The 12,394-nt window shown below is 41.4% G+C and carries 13 protein-coding genes; 6 read left to right on the top strand and 7 right to left on the bottom strand.

Features of this window, described 5'->3' with window-relative positions; translation table 11 throughout:
* The 7 genes from Q0779_RS23150 to cyaY all read right to left on the bottom strand — a co-directional run.
* Positions 1–1,187, bottom strand: a 1,187-nt coding sequence (locus Q0779_RS23150; protein WP_298776552.1) for an Ig-like domain-containing protein, incomplete at its 3' end; no start/stop codon positions are given.
* A gap of 516 nt (positions 1,188–1,703) precedes the next feature.
* Positions 1,704–1,895, bottom strand: a complete 192-nt coding sequence (locus Q0779_RS23145; protein WP_298776550.1) for a hypothetical protein — start codon at positions 1,893–1,895, stop codon at positions 1,704–1,706.
* Between the two features lie 330 nt (positions 1,896–2,225).
* Entirely contained in the window at positions 2,226–3,392 is a 1,167-nt protein-coding gene (locus Q0779_RS23140) for a heme biosynthesis HemY N-terminal domain-containing protein (protein WP_298776548.1), read from the bottom strand.
* On the bottom strand, positions 3,389–4,519 hold the full coding sequence (locus Q0779_RS23135; protein WP_298776546.1) for a uroporphyrinogen-III C-methyltransferase: 1,131 nt from the start codon (positions 4,517–4,519) through the stop codon (positions 3,389–3,391). Before Q0779_RS23135 ends, Q0779_RS23140 begins: the two co-directional genes overlap by 4 nt.
* A gap of 227 nt (positions 4,520–4,746) precedes the next feature.
* On the bottom strand, positions 4,747–5,469 hold the full coding sequence (locus tag Q0779_RS23130; protein WP_298776544.1) for a uroporphyrinogen-III synthase: 723 nt from the start codon (positions 5,467–5,469) through the stop codon (positions 4,747–4,749).
* A gap of 12 nt (positions 5,470–5,481) precedes the next feature.
* Positions 5,482–6,411, bottom strand: coding sequence for a hydroxymethylbilane synthase (hemC, locus tag Q0779_RS23125; RefSeq protein WP_298776542.1), 930 nt, complete (start codon positions 6,409–6,411; stop codon positions 5,482–5,484).
* Between the two features lie 123 nt (positions 6,412–6,534).
* On the bottom strand, positions 6,535–6,870 hold the full coding sequence (cyaY, locus tag Q0779_RS23120; RefSeq protein WP_298776539.1) for an iron donor protein CyaY: 336 nt from the start codon (positions 6,868–6,870) through the stop codon (positions 6,535–6,537).
* Between the two features lie 399 nt (positions 6,871–7,269).
* Between cyaY and Q0779_RS23115 the strand changes: the two genes are divergently transcribed.
* The 6 genes from Q0779_RS23115 to Q0779_RS23090 all read left to right on the top strand — a co-directional run bounded on the left by Q0779_RS23115 (position 7,270) and on the right by Q0779_RS23090 (position 12,171).
* On the top strand, positions 7,270–7,446 hold the full coding sequence (locus tag Q0779_RS23115) for a hypothetical protein (RefSeq protein ID WP_298776536.1): 177 nt from the start codon (positions 7,270–7,272) through the stop codon (positions 7,444–7,446).
* A 38-nt stretch (positions 7,447–7,484) separates the two neighbouring features.
* Positions 7,485–8,729, top strand: a complete 1,245-nt coding sequence (gene lysA / locus Q0779_RS23110; protein WP_298776533.1) for a diaminopimelate decarboxylase — start codon at positions 7,485–7,487, stop codon at positions 8,727–8,729.
* Positions 8,730–8,773: 44 nt separating this feature from the next.
* On the top strand, positions 8,774–9,601 hold the full coding sequence (gene dapF / locus Q0779_RS23105; protein WP_298776531.1) for a diaminopimelate epimerase: 828 nt from the start codon (positions 8,774–8,776) through the stop codon (positions 9,599–9,601).
* On the top strand, positions 9,598–10,236 hold the full coding sequence (locus tag Q0779_RS23100; RefSeq protein ID WP_298776529.1) for a DUF484 family protein: 639 nt from the start codon (positions 9,598–9,600) through the stop codon (positions 10,234–10,236). Before dapF ends, Q0779_RS23100 begins: the two co-directional genes overlap by 4 nt.
* Before the next feature lie 252 nt (positions 10,237–10,488).
* Positions 10,489–11,397: a tyrosine recombinase XerC gene (xerC, locus tag Q0779_RS23095; protein WP_298776526.1), complete on the top strand. Its 909-nt coding sequence runs from the start codon at positions 10,489–10,491 to the stop codon at positions 11,395–11,397.
* 9 nt (positions 11,398–11,406) lie between these two features.
* Positions 11,407–12,171: an HAD-IA family hydrolase gene (locus tag Q0779_RS23090; protein WP_298776524.1), complete on the top strand. Its 765-nt coding sequence runs from the start codon at positions 11,407–11,409 to the stop codon at positions 12,169–12,171.
* The last annotated feature ends 223 nt before the right edge of the window (positions 12,172–12,394 follow it).

Raw genomic sequence — 12,394 nt, 5'->3', positions numbered from 1 at the left:
TCACGCCCTTCTTCAGCGGCATTAACAATATTGTCAGCGGTAATGTGATTGACGGTAATTGTGGGCTCAGGGGCCGTAAGATCGACTTCATAGGTTTTAGTCGTGGTTGATGACGGTACACCGTCACTGGAATTTCCAGCTTTATCATAACTGAGTACAGTTGCTGTGATACTAGTATCTTCCGCAACTTCTTTGCCATCAACTGAGACCGTGAAAGTATAATCCGTATCGACAGTGGCTGAGTAACTTTGTTCATTGACTGTCACCGTCACTTTATCACCCACTTTTGCATCACCACCAACAATGCCTGATATTTCAATGTTATTATTATGTTCTTCTATGCTGACGATATTGTCATTGGTGATTGAATTAAGGGCAATCGTGGGTTCAGGACGAGTGAGATCTATATCAAATGCTAGATCCTCTGAAATAGTTGTGTAGAGTCCTTCAGATGAATAAGTTGTTATGGTTGCTTTAATAGTGAAATCTTTAACGCTAACTAAATCGTTCCCTGCAAAGTCTATGGTAAACTCTTTGTTTGCATCAATTGTTGTACTGCCTAAATCCACTTCTTTATCATTAATGATGGCACTAAATTTAACGTTATCACCTTCATTAGCTTCATAAAGTGCTGTTCCAGAGACTGTAACATCACTTTCAGATTCATTAATGTTAATAGTGCCATCTTGAGAAACTGTGTTGAAAGTGAGTCCGGTATTTGGATATAGCCCTGAATGAAAGGCGTTTGTTGCAGTATCATCGGGGTCATTGTTACCATCAACAATGAGATTATCGATGAAGCTTGCTTGAGCTGATCCATCACTGGCACCAATTTGGCTATCAAACCCAGCAGTGGGCCTCACTTCATTACCGTCTCTATCAATGTGGACTGTATAAGTATCTCCATCACTGAGTAGCACTTTTTCTTCTGTTTCTGGAGCTGAAGAGATTTCTTTAGTGACCATATTGGATGAAGCAATCGTATCTGCTGTTAAGCTTTCACTACCTGATGTTAAAACAAACTGAGCCTCGCTGTTATATTCAAAGCTATCACCCACTTGAATGGTATCTCCGACGGCAAGGAGGGTTAGCTCTCCATTTGCATCTTTAACGTAAATCTGGCCTTGAGTAATGTCTTTAACAATGAATGGTGTTTTTGCTTCTAAAGTGATGGTCGTTACAGCCATAATACATAATCCTGTTTGCATTCATCCATGTAAAGAAATGATAAAAGGTTATGTCGAGGGTGGGTTTATAATTATTCCCTTAACATACTTAAGTCTAATTGGCTTCATAAGGCTGTCAAATGAGGGCGGTGATGTTGTGAAGTATCTACTCTTATGTAAATTATTTTTAATTAACACTAGAGAAACATTTGAATCTATTTGTATCTTTTAGGGCAAAAGAGAGTCGTAAAGTCGGCTACTAAAGTAAAATAGAGTGGAACAGTCTGTGTGATTGTGTTTTTTTATTGTTATCAGTATGTACTAATTAAAATGAGGGGTGAGTGTTAATCATAAAAGCTTTGGTAAGAGAAAGTATAGCATCAGCGACCTATCATATTGAGAAGTAACTTGACTAGGCTTTTTTTGTTCTATTAATGGTGCTGTATATATAAAAAATATATTGTTTTAGTGGTTTTAATATATAAAAATGTTCTATTAATGATGTTTTTATTGGCGACGTGTTTGGTTGAGTTTTGGCTATTCACTGAAAAAGGCAGTATCACTGCGCGATGAGGTGGTATCGACAATTAACGCGCCTGTGCTTCCATCACCTAATAGAGGATTGATGACCGCACTTTCATTATCGGTATCCATGCCATACTGCTCAAATAAATCCATGCCATACTGCTCAAATAAATCAATGCCATCTGATACGATATTTTGATTCAAATGTCCGTCATAGATACTGTCAAAGGCAAGGGTTAACTAAGTACCCCTTTGTGTCGGTTGCGATGACAGTGTTGTCGACATTATCGATTTGTGCAAGACTGATTTGTACGTGGTGTTCTTTAAACTCTGCAAGTGACTTAGCATTGATTTCAAAAGATAGCCGACTATCATTTAAAACAAAACCAATTTACCTGCCATTTCCAATCACTAATTGAGTTTGCATATTTGCATTCAGTGTTTGATTACTGCTTGGCTATGTTTTTTTATTCTATAAATGTGTTTTCATACATAAAAAACCACCATTAAGGTGGTTTTTTAGTCAAAAAAGGTCTATAGGTTTATTGCTTTACAATAGGTTTGCAGTGCTCTTTCTTGTTCACCCGTTTTGCCTTGGACCCTTGCAAGCGCGGCTAGATTCGCTTTTGTTTCTTGTTGGTAGCAGACTTTTTGCCACCAAATCTTAGCCTGTTCAAAATCACTACTTTGTTGGTAAATGGTTGCAATACAAGTTTGATAACTTAGATGTTCTGCATAGCGTGTTTCTAAAGCTAATAGTTGTTTGAATGCATCACTATCTGTTTGATGTAAGATTTGCGATAAAGCAGCAAAAATAACGTTAGAGGGCTGACTTTTGATTTGTTTAAGCAGCAAAGTCAGTGCGTTTTTACTTTGTTGATTTTTATATAAACCTAAGGCGTATAATGCAATATATTCTGGTTGTTTACGTTCATTTCGGCTTAACCAATGCCAGCATTTCTCCAATGCTTGTAAATCGGTTTCAGCTGCTGTTGTTAACACTTGAGTATTAATGGTAAGCGCTAATTGGTTTAACGCTTTTTCTGATAATAACTGCTTTTTTTTGATGATAGGCAAAATCAGTTTGAGAGCCTGCCAATCTTGCTGCGCTTGGTACAATTCAATAGCTAAATTTAAAATAGCAGGTTTACTTTTACTGGTGGGAGCGAGCTTATCTAATTCGATACGCGCTTGAGCTAATTCACCTTGTTGAAATAGGTACCTAGCCCGAGTGGTTGTTATTGCGTTTCGAGCAATTGGATCTTTCTCTGCTTTTTCAAGATAGGTATCCCGAGCCTTAATATCGGACTGATGTTGTGCGGCTCTGGCTGCTGCAAGATAATTTAATGTGGGTATCTCACCTTTAGCAGCGCCTTTTAACATGGCCTTTTCTGCATTTTCCCAATCTTCTTCAGCTAAAGAAAGTGCACCTAAAAGTGTGTGTTTTCTTGCTGTATTTTTACGCCAACGTTCGGGTAAATAGCGACTATTAACGACCAGGTTAAGGAAGAAAATCAAAGCAAATTCAATTAATTGTAATAGACTATAAAAAACGACAATAGCAATAACGGCAAAAACGAGACTGGTTTCAATCTGATAATCACCAATGGCAATATAGAGATATCCCGTATTGCCGACTAAAAAAGGGCTAACACAAAGGCCAATGAGTATAATGGCAAGATAAATGAGCGCGCGGATCATGATTTAGGCTCCTCGCTGAGTAAATTACCATAATTGACCACTTGAGTGAGTAACTTCATTGATTGAAAATGTTTGATTTGAGTGGTTTCAATTTTAAGCGTGAGTAATGCATCTAAAGTCGTTATGGTATCGGCGACTTTGGCATTACTTAAATCAAAATATTGCGTTATCCATTTTTTAGCCAGTGCCAAAGAACTGCGATAATTAACCTGATCCTGACGGTATAAGGAGAGCTGTGCTTGCAATAACTTATTTTGTATATTTTCGATGAGGTACCATTGTTGATTCGGTGCAAGAAGAGGTGCAACATCTGTTGTGCGTTTACGGATAAGAACAAAGTCATCAATTAATGCATGCCAAGATTTTGCCAGATTAGTTTGCCAATCATTGACAGAATTTGACATTTGATCGTTATCGGATTGTTCCGTTTTACTCATTTCACTGCGATGTAATGGGAGGGTGTTGAGACTATCGATAATGTCATCGAGTGTGAGTGCAGTGCCTGAAATATCGGCTTCTTTGATTGAAAGAACGGCAGATATATCTTTTGATAAGGCTTTTCGTAAAGGAGTGAGGGAGGGATCCATCATGGATTCAACTCGCTCATCAGCGGCTTTGAGTAAACTGGCAGCGGTTCTTGGATCGTGCTCTAACCATAATTTACGGCCTGCGAGCCTGACTAAATATAAGGCTTCTTCGGCTCGCCAAGTATTTGGGCTGCGCTGTGCGATCTGCGCGACTTGTTGTTTGAGCTCTGTTTGCGTTTGATTAAATTGGATCAATTCTTGGTTGAGTTTTTGTGTTAATTGCGCTTGCTCAGAAGTTAACTGGTTAATTTTTTTGTTGGGTTGGATCATTGATGTGGTTATTTTTTGCTCCAGTTGACCCGTGGCATTCTGTTGGGCTTGCAGTTGCTGATAAAGGTAAATACCGCCTATTGCACCTAATGCAGTGATAATGACGAGCAACAAGAGTAGTCCCCAAACTTTCCCTGAGTTTGATGGATGAACCGCTGTATGAGTCGAAGGAGTGGGCTTCTGTGGTTTTGATTGAGTTGGTTCTACGGATGGAGTAGTCGCTTCTTCCTCGGTTTTTTTGGCAGGGAGATCGGTTTTTTTATTGTCCATTTAACAATCCTTGAAAGCAATAATGCAACCATGTTATTCAGTTGCCAGTGATAAATACCCAAATTCAGATAAAAAGTGTGTTCAAGACTCTTAGCTTAACTTACACAAAATAGCGAAAGGCTAACGGATAAGTGAGGCAATGAGGCCTTTAAAAATATCATCTCAATAGAAAGTCGTAAAAGTTGTCTTATTCTCTTCATTTTCATTGGGTACATGTCCATACGGGACTAAGTTATTAATGCGCTAATCATTGCATTTGAATTAGCGGCTTTTGCGTTCGTGACGTGTTGTAGTCCCTGTTGAAAAGCAAGTTGTTCAACTCTTGCGCTAGGGACTATGATATGACAAGTTTGAAGCCAAGAAAATAACTCATTAGGAACCAATTTAACCAAATTGCTGAGTATTTCGCCACTGGTCACAATAATAGTGTCTATTTTTGCGATTTGCCATTGATTTGTGATTTGATTTGGATCCAATTCCACAGGAACTCTTTGGTAGACTTCCCAATAAGTTACTCGTGCTTGGCGCTGCTTGAGAATATCGGCGAGTGTCTCTCGTCCACCCATGCCTCTTACAATAAGAATGTTTTTCTTTTGAATGGATGCGAGTTCTGGTAGGGCGAGTAATCCTTCACTGGTTTGAGGCGCTCCCTTAATTGGTGCAATGGCTTGAATACCCAAGGCGAGCAATGCATCTTGAGTGGCTTGTCCGACGGCAAAATACGGTATGTCGGTTGGCCAAGGGAAGGAGTGCAATTGGCTGGCAAATGTCACGGCATTCGTGCTGACAAAAATAATCGCATCTGCGTGAGTGAAGCGATCTTGATGACGTGATATTAAAGTCGGAACGACCTTGATAAGTGGCGTTATCAAATAGGGAATACCCTGTTTTTCCAGTGCTACCGCCATGGCGTGGTTTTTTCCCTCAGGGCGAGTCAGTAGCACTGTCATTAACGATTGGCCTTAGGTTCGATAAACGGCATCAAGAATGTCTTTGGCGCCTTGGTTTAGCAGATCTTTAGCCAAGCTAATGCCGATGTTTTCAGCCTCAGAGACAGGGCCTGAAGCTTTGGCGCGAATAATTAAACTGCCATCGGGTTTTCCGACCAACCCTCGAAGATACAATGTCTTTTCTTTGATTTCAGCATAAGCACCAATGGGAACTTGGCAACCGCCTTCAAGATAAGTGTTCATCGCCCGCTCGGCCGTGACGCGATAGCGCGTTTGAGTATGTTCAAGGGGGGCGAGCAAGGTTTTAATGCGTTCATCATTGAGGCGGCACTCTATGCCAACAGCGCCTTGCCCATTAGCGGGGAGCGATATTTCGGCTTCAATATAGCTGGCAATGCGTTCAATGAGGTTTAAACGCTTCAATCCAGCTGCGGCAAGAATGATAGCATCATACTGACCGGCATCCAGTTTAGCTAAACGTGTGCCGACATTGCCCCGTAGATCTTTGATCACTAAATCGGGGCGTGCGGCTCTTATTTGACATTGACGGCGAAGACTAGAAGTACCCACTGTGGCGCCTTGAGGCAGGGCATCAATGTTGGCATAGGTATTAGAGACAAAGGCATCTCGGTGATCGTCTCTTTCACAAATGACTGATAACCCTAGACCCTCAGGAAAATCGACGGGGACATCTTTCATTGAATGAACGGCAATATCTGCTCTGTTTTCTAAAATCGCAACTTCTAACTCTTTGACAAAAAGGCCTTTACCGCCAACTTTTGCTAAAGGGGTATCCAGTAGGATATCACCTTTAGTGCTCATAGGAACCAGTTCAACCACCAATCCAGAATGGGCTTTTTCAAGCTCAGCTTTTACAAATTCAGCTTGCCAAAGGGCTAAAGGGCTTTTTCGAGTGGCAATGCGGAGCAGGTTTTCAGACATGTCTTTTTCCGTCAAAAATCGTAATGAGGGCAATGCTATCATTGCCAATAATTATGTGTACAGTGTCAGGCGGATAGAATGCGAGACAGGTAACTTTATAGCACAAAAATACAGGGGTTACTTTTATCTGTTGATGAGCAGCTGTATGCCACTTTGACGCAAAATTGAATCAAGTACAAAAGGCATAAATTCGCCACCATTTCGCTCGTCGATCCACTTTTCATCAACATAGGAGAAATGATACCCCCCAAATTTAGTGGCGACCCAAATTTGATGTAAGGGTTCTTGTTTATTGATGACAATTTGTGAGCGATCGGCAAAGGTTAATTGTAAAACATTACCTGATGCATCAATATCAAGATCTTCATCTTGTTCATCGATAGCATATTCAATGGCGTTGTCGATGGCGTGAAACATTTCGTCGGCTAATTGATGAAATTCTGTATCTGTCATGGCCATGGGAAAGCTATCCTTATCGTCGAAAGAGTCATAAAACAGGTATAATACCAACCAGATTGAGTAACTGCACGAGTTTCGTTATTTATCTTTGTATTGCAGAAGTGAGCACGCAAAAAGTGAACCTGACGCGATGAATCTATCTGTTAAGCTGACACAGTTGAGAATGGCATCAATTAACTTTGTATTAATTTTAAAGGTTATTTAAAATCTCTTAATGATTATCGTCAAACCTGATTGATAGGGGCATGTATCGACGCTCGATTATTTTTCTTTGATGCTTGACCTTAGCGTCCTAACTTTGTAACCATCGAGATCCAATAATCGTTTCATGCTGGCAGGATGTATTACAGTTAAGTTGAATAAATGTTATTAATTACTACTATATAATCGGATATTTTAATGTTGAGAAAAATGAAGCTGTTTTTATTATTGGCTCTTGTTAATCTAGTCATTCTAGGTTGTGGGCAAAAAAGTGGTTTATATCGTGCACCTGAGCCAGAGACGACTCAAGCTCCGCAAGATGACACTGGTACCCAATCCCAAGACACAAACACACCAAGTGAAGTTAGTCAGTAATCTTGCCATTAGTGACGTTGTAATTAAGGAATAAGCTGTTGGATCATTTTCTCTATAAAGCCGATGAATTGTATGCGGAAGATTGTCAAGTAGAAGCATTGGCACGTCAGCATGGCACCCCACTTTATATTTATTCGCGCGCGACATTAGAAAGGCATTGGCATGCATTTGACAATGCTGTGGGTGCACATCCTCACCTTATTTGTTATGCAGTAAAAGCAAACTCAAACCTAGCGGTATTAAACGTATTGGCACGTTTGGGCAGTGGTTTTGATATTGTGTCAGGTGGTGAACTTTCACGGGTTATTGAAGCGGGTGGCGATCCAGCAAAAGTGGTTTTTTCTGGTGTGGGTAAAACCGTAGCTGAGATGGAGATGGCCTTAAAGCTCAATATTCATTGTTTCAATGTTGAGTCGGGTGCTGAGCTTGAGCAGTTACAAAGTGTGGCGCAGCGATTAGGCAAAGTCGCGCCAGTGTCTTTACGAGTGAACCCGGATGTTGATGCAAAAACCCACCCTTATATTTCAACGGGCCTTAAAGAAAATAAGTTTGGTATCACAATGGAAGAAGCGGAAGCGCTTTTTGCTAGGGCCCATACTTTGAGCCATATTCATGTGAAAGGGGTGGATTGCCATATTGGTTCTCAATTGACAGATATTCAACCTTTTTTAGATGCTATGGATAGAATGTTGGCCTTGATTGATCGCTTGGCAGCAAAAGGCATAGAGATTGAGCATTTTGATGTCGGTGGCGGTTTAGGGGTCACTTATGATGATGAAACGCCGCCACAACCGGATGTGTATGCTGCGGCATTACTTGAGCGATTGGGGGACAGAGACTTAACCTTGATTTTTGAGCCAGGGCGTGCCATTGCTGCTAATGCGGGGATTTTTGTCACAGAAGTGCTGTATTTAAAGCAAAATGGTAATAAGCATTTTGCCCTCGTCGATGGCGCGATGAATGACTTATTACGTCCTGCTCTTTACAGTGCATGGCAAAATATTATTCCGGTGATTTCTCGTCAAGGTGCTTCGCTTAACTATGATATAGTAGGACCTGTATGTGAAACAGGTGATTTTTTGGGTAAAGACAGAGCGTTAAATATTGCAGCCGGTGACTTTTTAGCTGTTCGTTCGGCCGGCGCTTATGGTTTTACTATGTCATCCAATTATAATACGCGTCCTCGCTCAGCAGAATTAATGGTGGATGGTAGTCAAGTGCACCTTATTCGTGAGCGTGAAACCTTGCCTCAGTTATGGCAAGGAGAGCAATGCTTACCGTAAATTGAGCATATATTGAAAACCGTTAAGTTTTAAGGACACCTATCTTGATCCAATTCGCTAAAATGCAAGGACTCGGTAATGATTTTATGGTGGTTGATGGCGTGACACAAAATGTGTTTTTCTCGCCGGATCAAATCAAGCGCCTTGCCGACAGAAACTTTGGGATAGGGTTTGATCAATTGCTCTTGGTTGAGCCGCCTTATGATCCGGATCTCGACTTTCATTACCGTATTTTTAATGCGGACGGTGGAGAAGTGGAGCAATGTGGCAATGGTGCACGTTGCTTTGCGCGTTTTGTTCGAAATAAAGGGCTGACCAATAAGAAAAAAATTAAAGTCAGTACCTCTTCAGGCAAAATTACCTTAAAGGTGGAACATGACGGTCAAGTGACAGTCAATATGGGGATCCCGATTTTAGAGCCTAATAAAATTCCATTTACCGCCAAGAAAGTGGAAAAAACCTATTTACTGCCTACGCCCTTGAAAACCTTTCTTTGTGGCGCCGTCTCTATGGGGAACCCTCATTGTGTGTTAGATGTAGAGGATGTGGCCAGTGAGCCCGTTGATGACATTGGGCGTTTACTCACTCAACATGAACGTTTTCCAAAAGGCGTGAATGTGGGGTTTATGCAAGTCGTGAGTACGGATCATATAAAGTTGAGAGTGTATGAGCGAGGTGCTGCTGAAACCTTGGCTTGTGGTACGGGCGCCTGCGCAGCTGTCGTGGTGGGGCAAATACAAGGTAAATTAGGACCACGGGTCAAGGTTGAGTTACCCGGTGGCACCTTAGTGATAAACTGGGAAGGTGAAGGGAAACCTTTATGGATGACAGGCCCAGCTGTACATGTATTCGATGGACAAATACCGCAATGACAGATCTGCAACATAAACAAAATACACCGCCGTTTGATGAAATTTTGATTCGAGAATATCTACTGGAAAATCCAAACTTTTTTGCGCGATTTCCTGAACTATTGACTGGAATGCGCATTCCCCATCAAGAGCGGGGGACTGTGTCTCTGGTTGAGCGCCAGCAAAGTGCATTGCGTGAGCAAGTACACCAATTAGAAGAAGAAATAACGGCACTCATGACAATGGCAACCCGTAATGAGCAAATTTACATGTTCAATAATGCCTTGTCGTTAAAATTGCTTGAATGTGAAGGTATTGGGGATTTAAGGCAAGTCTTGTCTAATGAGTTAAAACAGCAATTTAATTTTAGTCATGTGCGCCTGATTTCGGTCCATGAGGTTGACAGTGAGTTGGCCCATATTTGGCAAAAACGCTTAAATCAAGGCTATTATTTTGGCCGCTTAACCCAGTCTGAGTCTCAACGTTTATTTGGCTCTGACGTGGGATCTGTAGCCTTATCTCGCCTTTCAAAAGAGTGTGGTCAAGTGATTTTTGCCATTGCTATATCGGATCCAACGCATTTTCAGCCTGACATGGACCATCTGCTTTTAGATCAAATCAAGCAACTGTTAGATCACTTAGTCCCGAAATGCTAGGTTTAAGAATTAGTCTCTAAGCATCAGATTTAATTATAATTTCTGAAGGTTTAGTGTTTCAATATAAGCACTCTACAGGTTAGTGCCTCCAAGCTAGCCTTTTTTTCAATATTCGTGCTAGCCTCAATATTTGCGCTAAATGAGCGTCCTATTCTAAAGATTTAGCTTCATTAAGCTGTCAGCTAAGTCTTTCCTATTTTCATAAAATCACTACACTGATTGATTAAAGATGTCTGTTTTGGAGAAAGTCAGTTGACTTTAGAGCAAAGCCTCAAGGATTTTGAACGTTATCTGAAAACTGAGCGCCAATTATCATTACATACAGTGCGTAATTACTTGTATGAAATAAAAAGATTTGCTGGCATATTTTCTGATCCTATTGACTGGAATACTGTGTCTCATCAAACCTTACAGTCGGGCTTGAGTAAACTTCATCGCCAAGGGTTATCGCCGCGATCGTTAGCCTTAACAGTATCGTCGGTAAAGCAGTTTGGGTTGTTTTTATTACAAGAAAAGCGGATCGCGGTAAATTCTGCTTCGCATTTGCGTGCGCCTAAGTTGAATAAGCCATTGCCTAAGAATATGGATGTGGATTCCGTCACGCATTTGTTAGATATCAAAGGCGATGATCTGCTTTCAGTTAGAGATAGAGCAATACTGGAGCTGTTTTATTCTAGTGGACTGCGTTTAGCGGAATTGGCGAGTGTTGATATTCCCGATCTTCAATTAACCGATCAGCAAGTAAAAGTGTTAGGCAAAGGGGGTAAAGAACGTATTATTCCCATTGGCAGCATGGCGATGACGGCACTTAAAGACTGGTTAGCACTGCGTCAAGGGATAGCTTGCAGTGATGATGCGGTGTTTGTGACGGCAAAAGGTGGCCGTTTATCCCATCGCAGCATTCAAGCTAGGCTTAAAAAATGGGGGCTAGAACAAGGCCTCAATATGAAAGTGCATCCTCATAAGTTGCGTCACTCCTTTGCCACGCACATGTTAGAATCGAGTCGCGATTTACGGGCCGTGCAAGAGCTGCTTGGGCATGCTAATCTGTCAACAACACAAATTTATACCAGCTTAGATTTTCAACATCTGGCTAAAGTCTATGACGGTGCTCATCCTAGAGCTAAAAAAGCAACCAAGCGCAATAAACCTAAAGAGTAGGAGTGGGTGATGCAGGTTTTCATTAAACCACAAGCGATTAGCTGTTTAAGTTTCGATCTTGATGATACTTTATATGACAATCGACCCATTATGCGCCGTGCTGAACAAGCCTTACTGGCGCATCTTCACGATAAATTTACTGCGACAGAGCAATGGCATGCCAATGAAATCATGCGAGTTAAGGCTAAGCTTTTAGAGTGTCATCCAGGGCTTGCTCATGATGTCAGCCAGTTGAGGCGTATGGCAATAGAACAAGGCTTACTGGATGCGGGTTATTCTCAAGGACAAGCCCAAAAAGGAGCTTTTGAAGCATTAGCGTATTTTTTGCATTATCGCAGTGATTTTCGTATTTCCGATACTGTGCTTGATTTACTCAAAAGCTTACAGCAAAAATATCCCTTGATAGCCATTACTAATGGCAATGTTGATGCGAAGCGTATTGGTCTTGATGGTTTGATTGAGTTTTCTTTGTCGCCGGGCAATGGCATGCGCATGAAGCCGTTTGGTGACATGTTCCATTTGGCCTTAAATCGGCTCAACATCGATGCACATCAACTTATGCATATTGGCGACAGCAGTCACAGTGATGTGTGTGGGGCGCGCCAAGCGGGCTGTCAGGCGGCTTGGTTAAGCCCCGCTTTTGGCGATGTGGATACAGAGAATGAGCTCAATACCACATTCACCACGCTGGAACATAATGTGATGAATAAGCAAAGCCGTTTGTTGCCTCATATTCGAATTACCCGCCTAGAGGAACTCAAAGCCTTGCTTTAAGTGGTTAACCTCAAATATGCGAGTCTTAGTGGGATCAGGCAATAATCATCTCTGAGATTGGTATGGCAAGAGTACGCGGAAAAGTATACAGGACGAGCAGTCCATACAAAAAAGGCTGAGCATTGCTGCTCAGCCTTTTCAAAATACTTTGTTCCGTCCTGAGGTAAGTTGACACTTTGGAGACTTATCTATGAAAACCTCAAAAGCAATGGGCGTTAAACGC

The sequence above is a fragment of the uncultured Shewanella sp. genome, from assembly GCF_947491715.1.
In the GTDB taxonomy this organism is placed as follows: domain Bacteria; phylum Pseudomonadota; class Gammaproteobacteria; order Enterobacterales; family Shewanellaceae; genus Shewanella.
This window is presented reverse-complemented; position numbering and strand designations above follow the sequence as displayed.

What these genes read in the sequence shown, in the direction of transcription:
- Q0779_RS23135 (WP_298776546.1), bottom strand. Translation starts at nt 4,519, where the DNA reads ATGGACAATAAAAAAACCGATCTCCCTGCCAAAAAAACCGAGGAAGAA.
- Q0779_RS23090 (WP_298776524.1), top strand. Translation starts at nt 11,407, where the DNA reads ATGCAGGTTTTCATTAAACCACAAGCGATTAGCTGTTTAAGTTTCGAT.
- hemC (WP_298776542.1), bottom strand. Translation starts at nt 6,411, where the DNA reads ATGTCTGAAAACCTGCTCCGCATTGCCACTCGAAAAAGCCCTTTAGCC.
- cyaY (WP_298776539.1), bottom strand. Translation starts at nt 6,870, where the DNA reads ATGGCCATGACAGATACAGAATTTCATCAATTAGCCGACGAAATGTTT.
- Q0779_RS23130 (WP_298776544.1), bottom strand. Translation starts at nt 5,469, where the DNA reads ATGACAGTGCTACTGACTCGCCCTGAGGGAAAAAACCACGCCATGGCG.
- Q0779_RS23140 (WP_298776548.1), bottom strand. Translation starts at nt 3,392, where the DNA reads ATGATCCGCGCGCTCATTTATCTTGCCATTATACTCATTGGCCTTTGT.
- Q0779_RS23115 (WP_298776536.1), top strand. Translation starts at nt 7,270, where the DNA reads ATGTTGAGAAAAATGAAGCTGTTTTTATTATTGGCTCTTGTTAATCTA.
- Q0779_RS23100 (WP_298776529.1), top strand. Translation starts at nt 9,598, where the DNA reads ATGACAGATCTGCAACATAAACAAAATACACCGCCGTTTGATGAAATT.